We start from the raw sequence: 20987 nt of genomic DNA on the forward strand, positions 1-20987 counted from the left end.
CCTAAATGTGTAAAATAAATTCATCCTGCTTCTTGTAGAAGAAATAAAGACCTATGATTACAGAAAAAACAGCAAACACAGTCGATGCAAGGAGGAAGTGCGTATTCATTGGGCGACCATAGACAGCTTGACGGAAATTATGAATTAATAAGTATAGAGGATTACATTTCAGTACAAATTGATATATTCCTGGTTTATTTAATAATTTCTCTGCAGGATAAAAAATTGCTGACGCATACATAATTAACATTAATGCAACAGACCATAAGTATTCTAAATCCCTAAAAAACACTGCCATAGTAGATAAAATCATACCCACCCCGAATGCAGTTACCAAAATCAAAACCAGAGGTACAACAGCCTGCACAAGATATATTGTTGGATATACCTTAAGAACAACAGCAACTGCCACAAGAACAATCAAAGACAGCAGAAAAATAATATAATTAAAAAGTACACTGGACAAAGGGTATATATATTTTGGTACATAAACCTTTTTAATCATTCCTGCATTGTTACGTATCGACTTCATTGCCCCGCTCGTCGCAGAAGAAAAGAAAGTGTACAACAGTCGTCCCGTCAGGATATATACAGGGAAGGTTGGATCTGGATTTCCAAACATTGAACCGAAAACGATTGTCAGCACAATCATTGTAAGAAGCGGCTCAAGAAGTGTCCAAAGAATCCCTAAATACGAACGCCTATATTTTAATTTTATACCTTTTTTTACAAGCTCCACTAAAAGAAATCTATATTTCTTAAAATTCTCAATATATGTCTTCACTTTCTTTTCTCCCTGACCCAAATCATTTTTTCCATACCATAATAGTCTTTCCAAAAGCTTTCTGGATATCTAATTCAAATGCCTTTGTCATATCTTTGATCGTATTTACTTCAACGACAGCTCCGACAATATTGCTGAGATAATCCACAATTTCAGGATTCTTTTCGAAAAGTTCAACTGTCTTAACAAAATCTTTTCTGCCACTTCGGCTGCTGCCAAACATACGCAGACCTTTTTCCAGTATCATTCGAGTCTCCACCGGTATCGGATACTCTGATACCCCTAAAATAGAAATAGTGCCTTCTGGATTTATAAAATCTATAATCTGTTGAATCGCCTTCTGAGAGCCGTCCCCTCCTACACATTCAATAGCATGATCAATGGACAGATCATCTGGGATTTCCCGAACAAGATAGGTCTCGTCAACGAATGAAAAGTCATCTAATTTGTCCTGATTTACACCAAAAACATATAGTTTTGTATCAGGGAACATCGCCTTAAATAATAATGCTGTAATGAATCCTAGATTTCCATCTCCCCAAATACCAACACTTTCACGCCTTTGATGAGCAATAGAATCAAATCTGCTCAATGCATGTACACTAACAGAAATAATCTCAGTAAACGCTGCAACTGTTTTATCTATATTTTCTGGCAGCCGTACAATGCGGTCTCTATCAAGAGCGACATTATCCTGCATGAATCCATCAAAGCCGCTGCCTCTGAATTTGCTGCTGCGTAAATAATTTTCAGATACAATATCATCACTTTCCGTTGGGGTATTCGGTACCATAACCACTGCATCTCCAGGCTGAAACTCGCCTTTCGGGTCATAGACCACCTCTCCGATCCCCTCATGAATTAATGCCATCGGTAATTTTTTAGCTAAAACTTCGGGTGCTCTTTTCCCTTGATAATATCTTTGGTCCGCATTACATATAGATAAATGGGTAGGTCTCACAACTACCTGTTCCCCAAATAAATCGATTTCATTAAACTCTACTTCAAAATGACGGGGTGCCGTCAAACGATAAACCGTATTTAGCATATTAGAGATCTCCTTTAATCATTGTCTCCATCACCTGTAAATCAAAAGGATAAGTTATTTTTGTATTAAATACCTCACCTTCCACAAGATATACTGGTTCTCCCTTTAATACACATATCCTACATGCATCAGGAAGAGTTTGTCTCTCTTCTTCCGATAAGGAATTATATAATTTTCTGATCTTTGCTGCCTGAAATGACTGAGGTGTCTGTCCCTGGCACATTCTTCTTCTATCCGGAATATCAGCAATCATATGGCCTTCTTCAGTTCTTTGTACAATTGTATCCGCTGCTGAAACAACTGTATCACATGCTCCATATTCCCGTGCTGCCTGTATATTTTCTTCCAGTATTCTATGTGTAACAAAAGGTCTCACTGCGTCATGCGTCACTATGATCGTGTCATCAGTGACACCATATTTTTTTTCAATATAGGTTACTGAAGCCATGATTGTTTCATTTCTTGTCTCTCCACCCTCAATAACTATAATTTTCTTATCATTATTCAAATATTTTTTTACTAAATTCTTTGTATGCCCTATCCATGATGGAGGACATAAAATGATCACTTCATCAAAATTCTTATTTACAAAAAACTTTTCCACCGTATGAATAATAACCGGTTTTCCTCCAAGATTTAAATATTGTTTGGGCTTTTCAACATTTCCCATCCTGCTGCCGATTCCACCTGCTAATATGACTCCGAATACCATAATACACCTCACATTTTATAATTGAAATTCTATCTAATCTATTCTACCGTAAATCTGCATTTAATTCAACTACTCTTGATGATTCCTACCTTTTCAACAATTTTCTCAAACTGACCGCATATTTTACGGGTTTACTTTCCAGAAGTTCTTTTCTGTACTGAGATTCCTTTTTTTCTCGATTACATTCCCTTTTTAAATCCCGAAAATCCACTCTTAATTGCTTTTCTCTTATTTCTCTTTCTCGATAATACTTGTCTACCCTGTGAATATTGTCTTCATAGCTGTGCCCATTTAATGTGTCAACTGGTGGGGGTAGTTTTACATTGTTTATCCTTTTATCCAAAGGTGCTTCTTTTGGATTCTGCCCATTTTTAAAAATATGTTCAATACCATTTTCCTCGAGAAACTTTAAATATGCGTGAAAGTTCTTGTCATGATCTTTTAATACGGACTTAAAATCAATCTTCTCTATTAATTCAAAAACATCCTGCCCTGGTCTTAGATCTTTTGCGTGGATATGAGGCAGGTGATGAAACTCAGTTAATTCTTTCATTCTGGAGTCATGAGGAATCAGCAAAGCCGGGGTCCCTGCAACAATTGACGCAATATTACCATGGAGCCTGCCGCCAATACTTAAGTCTACTTTTTCAAGAAAATCAAACCAAGTTTTCGCATTTAAAAAACACCTCACTCTGTTTTCCCTATAGACTTCATCCAACATACTATCTGGATAATCCTTTGCATGTTTCTGCTTATGGATGTAAGGCTCTCCTGCAAAAGTCATTTTCAATTCTTGAAGCCTTTGAGGCAAAAAATAATAGTCCGGTATTTGCCTCATCACATTACGCAAAAACTGATTGACATTGTTTGGTGCTACAACAGAAGCGTTGATCGAAATCCTTGAATCTGTTGACAATCTCGGCTGTCTGACTGTCAGATCCGCCCCATTGGTATACATGGAAGGGCACCCTATAACTGTAAAGTCTATTTCTTCTCTAAACCCAAGCTTTTTTAGATATGCTGCGGTAACTTCTCCCCGTATACCAATCTTGGCAGAATGGTCAAGAACTGCTTTAACAAATTCCTTTACCTCTTCATCAAACGGAAATTCTCTTGTTATATCAGCATCCATAGGTGCCCTCAATCCGACTCCAACAATGACTACAGGTATTCTAAGCTTACGGATAAGATGTGTTAAATCTTTAAGAGTATCGACCATATCTAATCGAAAAGCATCTGCAAACGGCATAACATAAGCATCATAGGTTTCGTTGATAAAATCAGCATGAACACTTTTTCTAAGTCTGTAGCGATTTGGAATTAATTCCTGATGATCTGTGGTCAATGCCCGATAAAAACCATTTAGATAGATTAGATTTCCTGTATTATCTCCTATTGCATTGTCTAAAATCACTTGTGCTGCATCAAAGTTTTCATATGGAGCCATTCCTGCTCTTGTTAAAATCTGTTTCATTTTCTCCCTCTATTGTTGTCATTTTTCTATTGCAAAATAGAGCCATACTCCATACATAAAGTATTGGCCCTAAATCGTTATCCATTCATAGTATCTAAGATCAACTCAGCTACTCTCTCAGATGATTTTCCATCCAGATCGTCAAAGAATCTAGTCTTAAAATTTTGAATCTTCTCTTCCTCAAAGTCCTTTTCTTCCATTGCAGTGAGCATCGCTTTCTCACTGTCTACAATTTTTCCTGGAACAAACAATTCATACTCATAGTAAAAACCTCTGGTAGAAATATATTGATGCAGATCAAAAGCATAAAAAAGCATCGGTATATCTAATAATGCCGCCTCAAATATAACAGAGGAGTAATCTGTTACCAATAAATCAGTAACAAACAGCAGGTCATTAATTTCTGCCTCCTCAGACAGATCGATAATATACTCTTTATACTCCTCTGGAATTTCATTCCGGTCTTGAACAAATGGATGATGTTTGATGATGATTGCATATTCTCCATTTAACGCTTCATACACCTTTTTCAAATCAAAACGGAAGACCGGATAATATCCGCTGACTTTTCCCTGTCCTCTGAAAGTAGGTGCAAACATAAGAATTTTCTTTTCTTTCAGCTTAGGATAGTGTTTATAAAATTCTTCCTGCATTCTCTTCTTATATTCTACGTCAAAGAATATATCCGTTCGTGGAATTCCAGTAGCCTTTGCCTTTTCAATAGATAGTCCAAATCCTTCTGCATAGAAATCAGCAATCTCCTGAGAGCTGACAATAGTATAATCATAGTTTCTATGACTTTTTTCCCTCTGCTTTTTCTTGCTTTTTATAAAATTGGCTCTGCTAAACCCAAATGTCTTAAATGCACCGCAAGCGTGCCACAATTGAAAAATTGAGGTCCCTTTTCTCTTAGGTATTTTGTAAAGCATAAAATAGAAATCATCGACTAAAATAATCCTAGATGTTGCCAAATATTCAGCCAGCTTAAATGATGTGGAAAGTTTCATTTCTTTTCCTTCAACAGAAGAATCTAATAGATATACAAAATCTAAACCTTGTCTTTGTCTTAGAACCTCATATACATATCCCAAATTTCCTGACAATTCATCCCTTCGGTTTGACAGAAACAAAATACGGTTTTTCTTTATTCTTCTTAGACACATAGCTTTATAATAGAATTTAAATAGATTCAGCTTAGCTCTTTTGACACCAAACTCCATACGAGAAAAATTACCATATCTCCATCGAACGTGATTCAAAAAACGCTTTCCTCTCTGAACATTATTCTTAGGAGCCGATGCCGCACATCTAAATTGTTCTAGGACTGCTTCCACGAGAAAAATCGGAGACAAAAAAATGGTTATAATTATCAAAACCAAGTCCCATAATCCACGAATACAACTCGTACCAAGATCGACAATTTCATTTACCACTCTTACTGGTCGATATTGACTGTTTACAACAGACAATCTAGTATTTTCACTTGATGGTTTCACCTTATATTTTTTATCCCCAGATATCTTCATACCTTTCTCTAACTGAAATGGCATATGATGAATCCTGTCGTCCCCATATATAAATTCAAAATATATGGAAAACTTCTCTATTTCCTCCTCTGCATAATAAATATAGTTTAAATCATACGTATGCTCTGCAAATAATACAAATGTCTTTAAATCTTTTTTAGGATAATATGATAAGACCATTATAGGAATTCTGCGTATCTCTTTTCCATTATCAAAAAAAATTGCTAATTTAGGAGCCCTTATGACGGGAGTATAAATACCTTCCACTTCAAGTTGAATTTTCAAATTATCTTTTTCAATGTTCAATTCAAGTACTGTTAATTTATAATTATCCAATTTATTCCTCATTTCCTGTTGTTACTTTAAATACGACTTAATTAATCCGGCCACTCTTTCCGCAGAATGTCCATCGCAGCTTCCCATCATCTTTTCCTTAAATTCTTCAATGCCCGGAATCTGATTTCCTTTTAACGCCTGATGAATTGTCTCTGTTAACAGAGAAGGATCTGTAACAAAGTTACCAAATAATTCTTGAGGGAACTTCAAATAGAAATCTCTCTCGTAATCATAAAAATCGGGGCAGTAAAAAATGACCGGTTTATTATAAAGAGCATATTCAAAAATAACTGAAGAGTAATCTGTGATCATTAACTTAGAAACATTCATTAAAGTATAAGTTGATACCTCGTTCATATTTTTAATTTTAGAATATTTTTTTCCCTCAAGCAAATCATATTTCATAATAGGATGCTTTTTAATCAGTAACACCTCATCATCCTGTAAAGAGTTATTTAATTCTCGCCAGTTTATTCCTGTTTTATATTTTACCTGTTTATTATTAACTTCACGAAAGGTTGGACAGAATATAATTATTTTTTTTCCTTTTAATTCAGAGAATTTCCGGAAAAACTGTTCCTTATCATTTTTATTATTTATCTGATCCAAAAGATTATCTGTCCTTGGAACCCCCAAAGCCTTTATTCTGTCAATAGGAATACCAAATGCCCCAGCATAATATTTTTTTACATTTTCTGAACTCACAATAACCGTATCATACTGATAGTGAGTAAGTTTTTCTGTAAATCGATCGCTAGAAGGATAATCCAGGCTGAATTTTTTAAAAGCGCCACATGCATGCCATATTTGTACTACTTTTTGCTTTGGTCGGAGTTCAACTTCTCTCAAATATTTACAGTAATCATCTGTGACGATCACTCTACTAGTAAGAAGTTTAAAATACATCCCTATTTTTTCTTTTTTTGTATGTGGCAATCGGCTTGCAAAAATAACCTTTTTTACATCAGGCAACGCATGATATACTGCCGCACTATTTTCTAATAAAGCTCCATCGTTTCGTATACTGTAAAAAAAGACTCTGTTAAATACAGGTAAAACCGCTTTTAGAAATGCAAAAAATTGTTTCTTACGTTTTTGCTTCATCTTTATTCTATTCTCTAAACATTGTTTCTGATATAATTTTGTCCTTTTAAATTCAGAGCTATATTTGAACTTATAAGAAAATCTAACGGGAGAAAAAATAAAAATATGCTTTAAAAAATCTCTATCCGTAAGATTTGTAATAATTGGATTATCTATTATTTTTTTAAACTGGAACTCCCTGTATAGTTTCTTACTATCCTTCCAAGGTTTATCTGTAAATAAAAAATTGTGACTCTTTAAAACATTCTTTTTTATTAATTTATTAGAAATTGTATTATCAAGCTTATTATATGTTGTTTTCTTCTTCAGCGGCTGTCGATACCGCAAAACATTCACAACTTCCTGTGTATCGATATTTATAACTTCATTTTCACCCAGATGCTTCATTTTCATGACCACCATATCAATATCGGATGACATGATAGCTTTATACATTTTATTTAATGTATTTTTTTCAAATAAAGCCAGATGGTCTATAAATATTATGGCTGTCCCACGAGCTTTTTTCACAGCTTCATTTTTTGCTTCTGTAGCTGTTTTAGCTTCTAATAATCTTAAATTACACTTCTCCTTATAAAAAATATTTAAATTCTTAGTGCGAGATTTCTGAATCAATACTTCAAATGCTGGGAATAATTGATTATAAATGGAATCCATCATGATATCTAGCTCTCTAAATTTCAGGTTTTCTGTAATTACTATTGAAATAAGAGGTTGCTTTGCCAATTGCTCTGCTTTGAGCAAAGGACGATTTAATCTTAATTCTGGAAGTCCACTGACAAGGTTATCCCATTTTTCCGGAATAATATATTGTTTATATTCCTGTATCTTTTCTGCAATTAATTTAAAGACATTTTCATTTTCTTTCCAAATCTGACGATAAAACTGATCTAAAATACTCTTTACTAACTTCTCATAAATTGCAGATACATAACTGATTTTTTTATATTGAAGCTGCAGCCCCAACCCCGAATTAAAATCAGCTATTTCTTCCATGTCTCTGCTCAAAGAGTCCTTCGCCAGTGTTATAACTTTTTCATATGAATAGAGAAAGTCCTCAAACAGTTCTCTGCTGATCATCTGTGTAACAGAACGCCCCTCCCAACAAAAACGTTTTCTATATTGATTTGTTATTTTGGAACATCCACAGATCATTTTACTCTTAAAGATACAGCTCATTGTAAATATAGCGTCTTCAGAAAATTTAACAGATTCAAACCTTATCTTGTTCTCCTCAATTAAATTTCTGGAATATAATTTATTTCCAAGCATCATAGTCCAGAGAATATCCTCATCATATTTATCAATTTGCTTTTTTACTGATAAATTCTTTGTATGTTGATAAATACTTTTTTTTGCAAGACTAAACTCCTGCATCTTCCCAATGATAATCTCTGCTTTGTGCTCTTTTGCAGTGCGGTACATTGCTTCAAGTGCTCTTTTAGGCATTAAATCATCTCCATCTAAAAATGCAACATACTCACCATGGGCACGATCCAAAGCATAATTCCTCGCTTGTGATACACCTTTATTTTCTTTTGAATATGAAATAAATCTTGTATCTAACTGAGAATATTTTTTCATAATTTCTAACGAAGCATCTGTAGATCCATCATCTACCATCAGTACTTCATAATCATCAAATGTCTGATTTTGTATAGACTGCAATGCCTCTTCTAAATAATCTTGCACATTATACACTGGCATTATAATTGATATTTTTATATTGTTAATCATACTTGTCCTCCATTATTACATAATTCAGTAAGAATTCTCCTGTCTTAGTAAAAGCAGATGATATCTTTTTAAACCACCAGCTAATCCATTTTCCTGACAATAAAATTGTAATTAATACTGAAGTTATAAGCAAAAATATTTTTCCTTGCTGTGTACTTCCTATTACATTTATCACTTGTCTATGATTTAAAAAATATACATATATGAATGTATGTAATATATAAACTTGTAACGTATTTTTTCCCCATGTTGTGTATAAGTGCTCATTAGGAGATATTATACACATAAATAGAAACCCAAACCACACTGCTAGGAGCAAAAAAATCCCTCTGAGGACAATTCCTTGCAGATTGTTGACATGACACACATGATAAGAATATCTTCCTGTTGAAAATATTGTTAATTTTACAATATAATTATGAAAATTATATGTAAGAACGGAAGATATCGACAATAGGATTCCCGTAAGTACCCTATACTTTTTACTTATTATTATTAAAAAATGGGGTCTTCGCTCGCTTAAAGTACATACCCCCATAAAAAAAGATACCAAAAACAAAGATTCTTGACAAGGCCATATAATCTCCGATACTCTGTACACACCCTGCTGCCAATCCGGTAAGAATCAACACTATCTGTACCTTTTTTCTTTCCAAAAGTAGAATATACGGTATCAATAATTGCCAAATAACAAGTGCTAACAAATACCATGGTACACCTCCATCTAAAAATAAGGAGAGTTTTGTATTACCTTCACCAAGTAAAAAATAATCCAAATTTGAAAAGGATATACCAGCAAAACAAATTAAATACTTTAAGAAAATTCTTTTTTATGCCAAATTCTCCATAATTAGAAAAATACCCAGACACGAATATAAAAAGAGGCATATGAAAAAAATAAATTACAGAACGGATAACGCTCATTATACAGGAAGAGTCCTTTAATAGATCCGACAAATGTCCAATTACGACAAGTAATATTAAACCAAATTTCAAATTGTCGAAATAGGGATTTCTCGTATTTAAAGCTGTTTGAGAATTGCTTTTTATCATGATGAACCCTCTCTCATGTTGTTCTTTAGCTTTATTATATATCATATCTAAATATTTTCCAAGATAGCCAGCAGCATTGTTAATGTGTATATTGATACATTATACACATTCTCTATCTTAACTTTTTGGACAGTGTTTGTCTACCATATATGTTAATATTATATTACAAATTTTAATTTTCTCTGGTTGTCAAGTAAGATCTTATTATTTATAATGATATAAAAATATAATCTAGAGGAGTTCACTTATATGAAACACTACATTAAAAGTAATAAAAGTTATTCTAATTTTGCTATATATACGATTATTTTTTGTCTTGTAATAATTTTTATCTATTTCCCTTTTATACATCAACAACATTCTTTTGTCTGGGAAATTGATGGATCTAAACAACACTATCCAGCCCTTGCATATTTAGGAATTTACATACGAGAAACAATATCTAACTTTCTGCACACTGGTCATTTATCATTAAAAATGTGGGATATGACACTCGGGTATGGAGGAGATATTCTTACGACTCTTAATTACTATTCTTTTGGGGATCCACTTGATTTATTAAGCATTTTAGTCCCCTATCGCTATACGGAATATCTGTATAGTTTTTTAGTGATATTCAGAATTTATTTATCCGGGCTTAATTTTTCTTATTATTGCAAAACACATGGTCATGAAGGAATGCATGTTCTCATCGGCAGTATAATGTATAGTTTTTGCGGCTACACTATTATTTTTGCTACCAGACATCCATTTTTTATTAATCCTATGATCTACCTTCCTTTACTTTTGGTAGGTATAGATCAAATGTTGGAAAATAAAAAATCTGTACTGTTTCATATCATGGTCATAATATCTCTTATAAGTAACTTTTACTTTTTCTACATGTTAACTCTTTTTATGTTTTTATATGCATTACTGCGCTTTTTTGAACTTCACCCAAAAGATCAAAGGGATTTCCGTTTGTTTTTTAAATCCTTTTTCCATTGTACAATACAGTTTATACTTGGTATTTTAAATTCAGCAGTGATTTTCCTTCCTGTGTTAATTTCTTTTTTTAATACGGAACGGCTGGATCAACCGCTGCCAGACAACCTATTTTTATACCATCCAGACTATTATAAGTCTTTAATCCCATCCCTGTTTTTCAGCACTTTGAGGAATACTTCCCAATATATTAACACCTCTTACCTTGGTTATTCTGCCTTAGCAATTATATCTTTTGTTTTATTATTTAAAATAAGAAAGAAATTTCTCACTTTCAAAGTTGTGGGACTAACATTATTTATATTTCTACTGTTCCCATTTGCAGGATTTGCTTTGAATGGTTTTTCCTATATTTCTAATCGGTGGACTTTCCTGCTCTCATTTGTCCTATCATATTGTTTTGTGCTGGTTTTTGAATCTTTTATCGCCCACACTAATTTCAGTGTATACGCAAAACTGGCGATTCTAGTATTTGTTATAGTAGAAGTCTCAATCAAAGGATTTTATAACAACTCTCCACTTGGAGACAATCAAGTTTCCGTATATTATGATCTTGGTACCGCAAACAACCGTTTAACTGATAATAGTATAAATTCTTTACATAAAAGAGAACTCACATCTGGATTTCGAGTAGATGTCTTAGATCGCGAAAGCCGGAATTATGGTATTTTGAACCGATTACCTACTGTCTCATCTTATTTCAGTATTACATCTAAATATTCTTCTTTATTTTCAAGATATTTAGGGAATGCCGGAGAAACGGTAACCGTTTCTATCGGAAACTTTGACTCAAGATCAGGACTAAATCTTTTGACTGGAGTAAAGTATGTAACAGAAACTTCTACACATGGGAACCACTCCGTCCCTTTTGGGTATAAAAAGATAAAATCAAAGTCCCGTACACTTTATAATGGGGAAAAAACCATAGACACAATACATAAAAATACTAATTATATTGGATTATTTTCAGTCTATGATAACTCTATTTCCGAGAACAATTTCTTAGAATATAGCACATATCAGCGAGAACAAGTTATGTTGCAGTCCTGCATTTTAGAAAAACAAAACAAAAAAACAAACAAAGACGTTTCCATTGATACACAGGTGTCACAAAATAAAAATGACTTTTTTAAACAAATCAAAACTTATATTTCTAAAAACCCAAAATGCGGTATAAAAGTTGATAAAAACAATAAAATTTATGTCTCTAAAGAAAACTGCACTTTTACTTTTAGGACAAAAGGTGCAAAAAATTCAGAAATATATCTTTATTTTGAGGATTCAGATTTTATTCCAAAGAATTATTCTATATCTTCTACCAATATAATTGCTTTTTCTTCCAATGGTAAAAGTATATATGAATGTAAGGCTAAGAACAGTAGTACTTTAGGAATAGATACTGCTTTATTGAATACAGGCTATAGTAAATCAGACTCCGTAAAAATCTCAGTTATATTTACAAATCCCGGCGCATACTCTTTTAAAGACGTAAAAGTAATACATCAGCCAACCCATAAATATTCACACTATGTAAATAAATTAAAGGAACGTAAAATCAGCAACCTACAGATAGACAATAATAATATATCTGCTGAAATTTGTGTAGAAAAAAATAAGCTTCTTAATGTAGCGGTTCCCTATAGTCCTGGATGGTCATGCATGATAGATGGAAAAGAAACTAAAATAACTCGCAGCAATATCATGTTTATGTCTGTTCCTCTAACAAAAGGCTCACATACAGTTATTTTTACCTACCGAACACCTGGCCTAAAAACAGGTCTTTGTATATCATTAGTAACATCATTATATTGCTTGTATTTCTTCAGGCGCAAACATTTATAAACCTTAAAAACAGAAAATAAAATTTTTTTAGAAAAACAAGGCTACCTTTATCATTGGCAGCCTTGTTTTCTTTTTACCATAATTTTGTATTAGTCGTTATATAATCTGCATCTCTTTGTATGTAATCCCAAGCGGTCTCTTTATCATCAATTACCCATGCACAAATTGTCAATCCCGCACTGTGAAAATCACTTAATGTACCAAGCGATACATTTTTATAATTACAATCCAGCTGGATCCCCCGTCTTTTATAATACGATAAATTATCCAAATCCGGAGAGTTAACAATATGACGAAGACTTACATTGGATGCATCACTATCCTTCATTTTTAGATACCGCATTCCAATTACTGTTTCTAAATTAAAAGAAGTAAACGTATAAGGACGGTCACCCATAATCGACTTTACTTCATCATAAACTCTTTTCATATCCTCATCTTTCATATTTATTTTTTCGCCATTCTTTTGTTCCACCTTCAGCTCTATTAATGGAACCTTTTCACTCTTCTTACATATCTTTAAATATTCCTCAAGACTAGCTATCTGAGTTGCATCCTTTATATTTTTATACTTAGAGATATTGTTACCTCCAGTTATCTTTAGAGTACGGATATCCTCATAATCCATATCCTCAGGTCTTTTATCCACTCCACACATTCTTTTTAATGTCGCATCATGAAGTAAAATAAATTTATTGTCTCTTGTCATTCTTACATCAGTCTCCATACCCCAATACCCTTCTTTTGCTGCCAACTCAAAAGCATAACGGGTGTTTTCCGGAGCCTGGGCACTTAATCCTCTATGAGCAATAAATCGAGTGCTGTCACTTTTTATTTTTCCAATTACTCTTACTTTGTAACTGCCCTTTTTCTTAGAACCGTCTTTGGCAGTTGCCGTAATTGTAGCGTATCCTATCCCTTTGGCAGTTATCTTTCCTGAACTTGATACAGTTGCAATTTTCGTATTAGATGATTTGTATGTAACACCTCTGTTATATGCATAAGACGGTGAAACACTCGGTTTCCTTGTATATGTCTGTCCTACCTCAAGACATTTTTGAGAAGAACTAAATTTTACACTAGATACTTTTTTAGTCTTAACCGTGATTTTACATCTTACTTTTTTTGACTTTTGTGTCTTAACTCTGGCCGTTACATAAGCAGTTCCATTTCCAACAGCCTTGACCAAACCTTTTGAGCTCACTCTTACAACTTTCTTATTACTGGAATACCATTGAAGTTTTTTCTTTTTTGCCTTTGATGGGGTAATTTTCACCTTAAAATATTTTGAGGTTCCCTTATACATAGTCCTCTTTGATTTTACATTTGACCATTTAATCTTCTTCACATAGTAGCTTTTTGCAGATACAAAGTTGCTATTCGACACAAGAAGAATTGTTGCTAACATAAATACTACACAGGTTTTACTAATTCTTTTCATTATCAATACCATTATATTTATCTCCTCTCTTGAAATGAGTGTTTAGATCATATGTTATTAGTCAATGAAGTTTCTGCTTTTCAGTATCCTTTTACTCCTTCCTGTAATGATATGTATCTACCAAATCATGAACCAGTTCTTTCATATTCTCAGTTTCGGCATATGCAGCTTCATACAATTTTTTTAATGAATTCGATAATTTTTTTTCATCTATAACGATTGGTTTCCCTATTTTTATGAGCTTGTTAGGAGTCGTCTTTAGTCCTTCTTCTTCCATTAATAGCTCTTCAAATAATTTCTCTCCTGGACGCAGACCTGTAAATTCTATTTTAATGTCCACATTAGGAGTGTATCCAGAAAACTTAATTAGATTTGTTGCCAAATCCAAAATTTTAACTGGTTCTCCCATATCTAACACAAAAATCTCTCCTCCCTTTGCATAAGCTCCGGCCTGCAACACAAGTGAAACTGCTTCAGGAATTGTCATAAAATATCTTATAATATCTGGATGAGTGACAGTAACAGGGCCTCCCTCTTCTATCTGTTTTTTAAACAATGGAATTACTGAACCATTTGATCCAAGTACATTTCCAAAACGTACTGCCACAAATTCTGTCTTTGATTTACATCCAAAAGCCTGTACAATCATTTCACAGATCCTTTTGGTTGCACCCATAATATTTGTAGGATTTACTGCCTTATCTGTAGAAATAAGAATAAATTTCTTTGCTTCATATTTATCTGCAGCCTTCGCAACATGAAAAGTTCCAAATACATTATTTTTTACAGCCTCATTGGGAGAGTCCTCCATTAAAGGAACGTGTTTATGTGCCGCTGCATGATATATGATATCAGGGTGATACTCTTTGAATATCTTGTCAATTTTCTTAGAATTTCTTACCGATGCAATCAGTACCTTTATATTTATTGTTGGATATTTACGAATTAATTCCTGTTGAATATCATATGCATTATTTTCATAAAAATCAATCAAAATTAGCTGTTTAGGGCCATGCTTTGCAATTTGACGGCATAATTCACTACCTATCGATCCTCCGCCTCCAGTCACCATAACAACTTTGTTATTTACATAGTCCATGATTTCTTCAGTGTTAATTTCAATTTGGTCTCTTCCCAAAAGATCCTCTATCTCAATATTCCTCAAGGCACTGACACTGACTTCATCATTCAATATTTTATACATACCAGGCAGTACTTTAATTTTACACTTAGTTTTACTGCAAATATCAATGATTTTTTTTCTCTCCAAACCAGTTGCACTCGGAATAGCAATATAAATTTCATCAATTTCATATTTTTCAGAAGCTTCTAATATCTTCTCACGTTTTCCTACAACTTTTTTGCCTTGAAGATATCTTCCCTGCTTTGTTTCCATATCGTCAATAAAACAAACTACCGTCTTATTAAGTTTGTCCGATCCTGTAATTTCTTTTGCAATCTGATTTCCGGCTTCTCCAGCTCCTATGATCATAATGCGACTTGCATCTTTACGAGATCTTCCAAATAGACCACGTTCCTGCAGATACAGGCGAATAAAACGGTAAAAAAAACGAATCCCCCCTGTTAAGGCAGTTAAAATTAAAGCAAAAATAAAATACCAGGACCTAAACATACGTTCCTCAAACAAAACAAACATAATCATATTGGAGGCAGACGAAATTATATTTGCCATAATAATGTTACGGAATTCATAAATACTAGCATAAAGCCAGAGACTTGTATAGAATTTCAGTAATATAAAAATAAACATTGTCAAAGACAAAATAATATAAATATATTTATTTATTAAAGACAAATAATACGGTTCAATTTGCCCATTAAAACGTACCCACAAAGCTCCGTATGCTGCCAATATTACGGCAATTATATCAAATATAAATAACCCCATTCTGCGTATACTAATTGTTTTAAATATCATAAGTTTTCGTCTCCATTTTAACGTAACAGACAATTCATTATTCTAAAAATTTTACATACCTTTATTTATCTTTGATATAATCACACTTCCTACATTAATGCCAATAACTAACCAACTATATCCATAATTCAGGAAACCGCTAGGCCCAAATACTGCAAATATATACGATATATCGACCAAAATTAAAGTTAATATTATTTTATCGTGTTCCTTAGCATATATTTTAAGTAAAGAAATAAATATATACATTAAAAACATTACATAAACAAGAAATATTATTATACCATATTGAGTGAGTATTTCAGACCACAAACAATGCGGATTAGATAGCAACAGGCCTTTTTCCCCTTCTTGCAAATGTTTCGCATATCCGCCCGGCCCATATCCCAAACCAAAAGTGTCCTTAAAAGTATCTACAAAGCTATCAATATATGAATTGATTCTTATACTGCCAGACGTTCCCGTTCTATCAATCAACTGAGCTTTGATTGTAGACTGTAGATCTGCAATTTCAACATCATGCTCACCACCAAAGCCCGTTAGTATTGATCTGAGAAAACTAAAAATAGCGTTCAATACCTTATGCGACCAGAAATAGGTACTTAAAATGATCACACGATATATTAACTGTAGCACTGATTTCTTTTTTTCCAGTAAGTAATTGAAAAAGAAAACTATACATGATACTCCAACAGCAAAAATGGCGGTCCATGAATCAAACATTCTTAAGAATCCAATACTTACAGCGATAATTATAGTATTAAAAATCATTTCTTTCTTAGTATTAAATACAAAAAAAACAGGGACAAATATCGCTATAAAGGCAGCATAATCATTCTCATTATAAAAGATTGTAGTTGCTATCTTTTTTGATGAATCTATAGTAGAAAATATATTATCACTTAGTTCATTTGCTAGCCTTGATGTATATAGATGATACCTAGTTATTATCTCAAGACATGCTAAGCCTAATAATAGAACATAAATAAATTTTATAGTATTTATAAATATACTGCAATTCGCCTCATTAATTATGCAATATATAACAATAAATACCATCGCGAAGCCTAATGCCAATCCGAATAACTCTTTAATTCCTTCTTTCAAATTAAGATTATCTATTATCAAAAGTTGAAGGCTGCCATAAAGAAGCCAAACTATAAATATAGAAGCTACTATTTTTATTATATGTTGGTGGTTTAATCCATGATTATTATATCTCCACGTAAAAGTAAAACATAAAACAAATAATATTGGTATGAAAATCCTATAGGGAGTTACAACCATCCCAAAGATTCGTATTTGGTGTATACCAAACATCCCAAAGACTGCTAACACACTAACTATCACAGCTAAAGCATTATTATATTTTCTAACTAAATCACTCATCATCTTTTTCCATAAATCCTTTTCATTTGTATAGGTCGGTACAGAAAACAATATCTAAAAGTACTTTACTCTCCCAAGAGCTTTGACTATAATTTTTATAATTTCTTTTATATTGTCTCTATAGCAAAAACTTAATAAACAAATTGATACACAAAACACAAAAACTTTCCAAGGTAATGTCAAGTAAATCACACTTAACATGGACAATAATAATAAAATGATAGAAGAAGCAATTAATTTTTTCATCTGATACGGACACTTATATAATTTTTGAGAAAAGTAAGTAATGAATATGAGCATTAGCAAATATCCGATCCATGTTGTTAAACCTGCTGCAAAAATACCAAACTTTTTAATTAGCAAAAAGTTTAATATAATGTTTGTCAGCGCTGCTACTATTGTAGACAGGAGCATGTACTCAGAACGTTTTTTAAATGCTATACCGTATCCAACAATTGTTACTGCTGCATATAATACTTGAGCGAATAATAATGTAGGCATAACTCTATATGCTTCAAAATATTTTACATCAACCATTATATGTAATATTTCTTTAGAAAACATCGATACTGTAAAAACTATACTTGTAAGAATTAAGTATAATATATTTAATATTTTTGAATATATATATTTACTATTTTCATCGTCCTTTATACTATAAACAAATGTAGTATAGGCTGTATATATGCTATTAGTAAAAACATTTATAATACCTACAAATCTTGCTGCAACACCGTATAATCCGACTTCTGATTCGCCAGTCAAATGTAGTAAAATTATTCGATCAGAAGCAGTTAATATCCATGTTGAAATCACCATAGGAACAAGTGGAAGAGAATATCTTAACAACTTAACATTTAACTTTCTGTTAACATATTTTTTATGGGGTAATTGATCTGTTGTTACTAAATACATTATAAACATTATAACATTTGTCACTAACGTACTTACTATTAAAGCTGAAGCACCAATTCGTAATTTATATACAGTCATAATATTTGATATTATCATTATGCTAGATGCAACTGTATTTAATACACCAAATGTGGTCATGCGATTTTCTACCCGCAAATAAAGTGAAAAGGGTAAATACCACAATTGGCAGATTAATGTTGCTAATGCAATTATAATTATGTAACTATATTCTTGACTTCCTAAGACAAATCTAGAAATTGTTTTAGAAAAAAACATTAGCCCTAAAGGAACCATACTAGTAAATATTAATATAAATGAAATATTAGAAAATACACTTTTTTTATATTCTTTGCTCTCTTCATCAAAATAAAAAGCACTAAATGCGCCATCCAACCCTAATACAAGTATTGGAAATATTAAACTAATTAGTGTAGTAATTGAATCAGAAATTCCTAGTTGTTCCGGAGTTAAATATTTAGTGTATAAAGGGAGTAAAAAAAAGTTAATTGCTTTTGTACATATATTAGAAATCGTTAATATCATACTTCCTTTCAGAAATAATATTAATTTTTCTTTTAAATTCACTGTTATCACCTTATACTATCTTTTAGTGCTAAGCAAATCTTTTCAATTTCTTCATCTTCCAAATAAGGATGCATAGGTAAACTAAATACAACTTCAGATAAATGTTCGGTTTTATCCATATTCCATGATTGAATCATTCTAAAGGCCTTTGATTTATGTATAGGAACAGGATAATAAATCATAACCGGAATTCCATGTTCTTTCATTTTTAAGACAATTCTATTCCGTTCTTCTTTTGATTTTGCTTTTACTGTATATTGAGCCCAGGATGAAAAATAATTTTGCGGTATTTGAGGTATTTCTAATATACTATTTAACATATCAGTATATTTTTGAGCCACAATATTTCTTTTTTTTAATTCCTCATCAAATATATTTAATTTTTCTATTAGGATCGCCGCCTGGATTGTATCTAATCTACTGTTTAATCCAATTGTGTTATTTTCATACTTATCTTTTCCCTGACCATGAACATGAATTGACTTCATTTTTTCATACATGGATTTACTATTTGTAAATATGGCTCCTCCATCACCATAGCATCCTAATGGTTTTGCTGGAAAAAATGATGTTCCTGATACATCTCCAAAACTACATGCTTTTTTTTCTCCTATCCTTCCACCAAATCCTTGTGCTGCATCTTCTAAGAGAAACAAATTATATTTCTCTGCAATAGCTTTTATTTTGTAATAATTAGCTGACAAACCAAATAGATCAACCGCCACAATACCTTTCGGATTTAGTTTTCCTTCCTCTAAAACTACTTTTATTTTCTCCTCTAAATCTACTGAATCAATGTTAAATGTTTTTTCATCTGAATCTACAAATACAGGTGTAGCTCCAGCTAGTGATATACTCTCAGCTGAAGCAAAGAAGGAGAATGACGGAACAAAAATCGCATCCTCTTTCTTTACATTATAAGCCATTAATGGTATTGTTAAAGCATCCGTTCCACTTGCACAGGTAAGCACATACTGTACTCCAGTATATTCCTTTAATTTTTCTTCAAATTCTGTTACTTCTGGACCTTCTATAAAACCTTTATGATCTAGTACACTAGCAATTCTGCTATTTACCTGTCTTTCTATCTTTTCATACTGTCTGTGTAAATCTATAAACTGCATTTCACTTCTCCATTCTTTGATCAGCTTCTTCAAGAATTTTAATAACACGAATTGCTGCATCTGCATCTGTATCTGATCTTGTTCCCATACATATACATTTTCTAAAATGCTCTAGACTATTATATAACGCATCAGATTGCTCTAATTTTGGAATAATTCCTTCTCCACTACGCGTTTTTATTACATAATCTGAATATTCCATATCTTCAATTTTATCAAATCCTTTATCATATACAATCAGCTTATTTAAAACATCCACATCATCATAAACTAGCATCTTCTTTGTCCCAGCTATAATAATTCTTCTTTCTTTTATCGGTGATACCCAGCTAGAAGTTACGTTAGCAATAAAATTTTCGAATTCAATCGATAAAAAAGTAACTGAGGGTTTTTCAGAGTATGCTTTCTTACCAATCGACTTAATATTCTTAGGTATCGGCCCATTTGATAGATAATCTATAATCGATAAATCATGCACACTTAAATCCCACATCGAACTAACATCATTCTTCAATTGACCCAAGTTTATCCTGGAACAATCATAGTAAATAATCTCTCCTAGTTCTCCAGAATCAATAATCTCTTTAATCTTTTTTATAACAGGATGATAAACCATGATATGATCAACATGAATTAAACAGTCTTTTTCATTGGCTATTTGCTTTAATTCTATTGCTTGTTTAACATTATCTGTAAATGGTTTTTCAACATACACATGTTTTCCGGCTAATAACACTCGTTTCGCTAATTCATAATGGGCACTCGTCTCTACAGCCAAAGCAATCATATCTATTTCTTTATCATTAATTAATTCATCAAAATCTAATGAATATTCAACTGATTGCGCATATAGTTCCTTGGCCTTACTAAGTCTGCTTTCTCTCTTATCACATATAACCTTTAAATTATATTCAGAATTTATATTGAGATTTCTAGCAACATTAGGTCCCCAATAACCGTATCCTACCAACCCAACAGTAATCATTTGATTCCT

Annotated in this window: 14 protein-coding genes; 1 reads left to right on the forward strand and 13 read right to left on the reverse strand. The window is 32.4% G+C overall.

What is annotated here, in order from left to right:
• Position 1 precedes the first annotated feature (1 nt).
• From CI597_RS01795 to CI597_RS19670, 7 genes are all read right to left on the reverse strand, one after another.
• Positions 2 to 784 (reverse strand): ABC transporter permease, encoded by a 783-nt coding sequence (locus CI597_RS01795; protein ID WP_024726599.1) that lies wholly within the window; start codon positions 782 to 784, stop codon positions 2 to 4.
• A 22-nt stretch (positions 785 to 806) separates the two neighbouring features.
• Positions 807 to 1832 carry a ribitol-5-phosphate dehydrogenase gene (locus CI597_RS01800; protein WP_024726598.1) on the reverse strand — a complete coding sequence of 342 codons (1026 nt, stop codon included), beginning with the start codon at positions 1830 to 1832 and terminating at the stop codon, positions 807 to 809.
• 1 nt (position 1833) lies between these two features.
• Positions 1834 to 2544: a 2-C-methyl-D-erythritol 4-phosphate cytidylyltransferase gene (locus CI597_RS01805; protein WP_024726597.1), complete on the reverse strand. Its 711-nt coding sequence runs from the start codon at positions 2542 to 2544 to the stop codon at positions 1834 to 1836.
• An 85-nt stretch (positions 2545 to 2629) separates the two neighbouring features.
• On the reverse strand, positions 2630 to 4018 hold the full coding sequence (locus CI597_RS01810; protein WP_024726596.1) for a polysaccharide pyruvyl transferase family protein: 1389 nt from the start codon (positions 4016 to 4018) through the stop codon (positions 2630 to 2632).
• Positions 4019 to 4095: 77 nt separating this feature from the next.
• Positions 4096 to 5880 carry a CDP-glycerol glycerophosphotransferase family protein gene (locus tag CI597_RS01815; RefSeq protein ID WP_024726595.1) on the reverse strand — a complete coding sequence of 595 codons (1785 nt, stop codon included), beginning with the start codon at positions 5878 to 5880 and terminating at the stop codon, positions 4096 to 4098.
• A 21-nt stretch (positions 5881 to 5901) separates the two neighbouring features.
• Positions 5902 to 8721, reverse strand: coding sequence for a CDP-glycerol glycerophosphotransferase family protein (locus CI597_RS01820; protein WP_095142862.1), 2820 nt, complete (start codon positions 8719 to 8721; stop codon positions 5902 to 5904).
• 753 nt (positions 8722 to 9474) lie between these two features.
• Positions 9475 to 9819 (reverse strand): acyltransferase family protein, encoded by a 345-nt coding sequence (locus CI597_RS19670; RefSeq protein WP_024726592.1) that lies wholly within the window; start codon positions 9817 to 9819, stop codon positions 9475 to 9477.
• A gap of 204 nt (positions 9820 to 10023) precedes the next feature.
• On the opposite strand from CI597_RS19670, the gene CI597_RS01840 reads away from it, so the two are divergent.
• Positions 10024 to 12600: a YfhO family protein gene (locus CI597_RS01840; RefSeq protein ID WP_024726591.1), complete on the forward strand. Its 2577-nt coding sequence runs from the start codon at positions 10024 to 10026 to the stop codon at positions 12598 to 12600.
• Between the two features lie 73 nt (positions 12601 to 12673).
• On the opposite strand, the gene CI597_RS01845 is transcribed toward CI597_RS01840, so the two are convergent.
• The 6 genes from CI597_RS01845 to CI597_RS01870 all read right to left on the reverse strand — a co-directional run bounded on the left by CI597_RS01845 (position 12674) and on the right by CI597_RS01870 (position 20978).
• The gene (locus CI597_RS01845; RefSeq protein WP_024726590.1) at positions 12674 to 14053 is read right to left on the reverse strand and encodes a glycerophosphodiester phosphodiesterase family protein; all 1380 of its coding nucleotides are present in this window, start codon (positions 14051 to 14053) and stop codon (positions 12674 to 12676) included.
• 79 nt (positions 14054 to 14132) lie between these two features.
• A complete protein-coding gene (locus tag CI597_RS01850; protein WP_024726589.1) occupies positions 14133 to 15980 on the reverse strand; it encodes a nucleoside-diphosphate sugar epimerase/dehydratase in 1848 nt (615 codons plus the stop codon).
• Between the two features lie 51 nt (positions 15981 to 16031).
• Positions 16032 to 17369 carry a hypothetical protein gene (locus CI597_RS01855; RefSeq protein ID WP_024726588.1) on the reverse strand — a complete coding sequence of 446 codons (1338 nt, stop codon included), beginning with the start codon at positions 17367 to 17369 and terminating at the stop codon, positions 16032 to 16034.
• A 54-nt stretch (positions 17370 to 17423) separates the two neighbouring features.
• Positions 17424 to 18869 (reverse strand): lipopolysaccharide biosynthesis protein, encoded by a 1446-nt coding sequence (locus tag CI597_RS01860; RefSeq protein WP_024726587.1) that lies wholly within the window; start codon positions 18867 to 18869, stop codon positions 17424 to 17426.
• 5 nt (positions 18870 to 18874) lie between these two features.
• Complete coding sequence (locus CI597_RS01865; RefSeq protein ID WP_024726586.1) at positions 18875 to 19993, reverse strand: DegT/DnrJ/EryC1/StrS family aminotransferase; 1119 nt, start codon at positions 19991 to 19993, stop codon at positions 18875 to 18877.
• A 1-nt stretch (position 19994) separates the two neighbouring features.
• Positions 19995 to 20978 carry a Gfo/Idh/MocA family protein gene (locus tag CI597_RS01870; protein WP_024726585.1) on the reverse strand — a complete coding sequence of 328 codons (984 nt, stop codon included), beginning with the start codon at positions 20976 to 20978 and terminating at the stop codon, positions 19995 to 19997.
• Positions 20979 to 20987 lie beyond the last annotated feature (9 nt).

The sequence above is a fragment of the Anaerostipes hominis (ex Lee et al. 2021) genome (assembly GCF_002270485.1).
Classification (GTDB): Bacteria; Bacillota; Clostridia; order Lachnospirales; family Lachnospiraceae; genus Anaerostipes; species Anaerostipes hominis.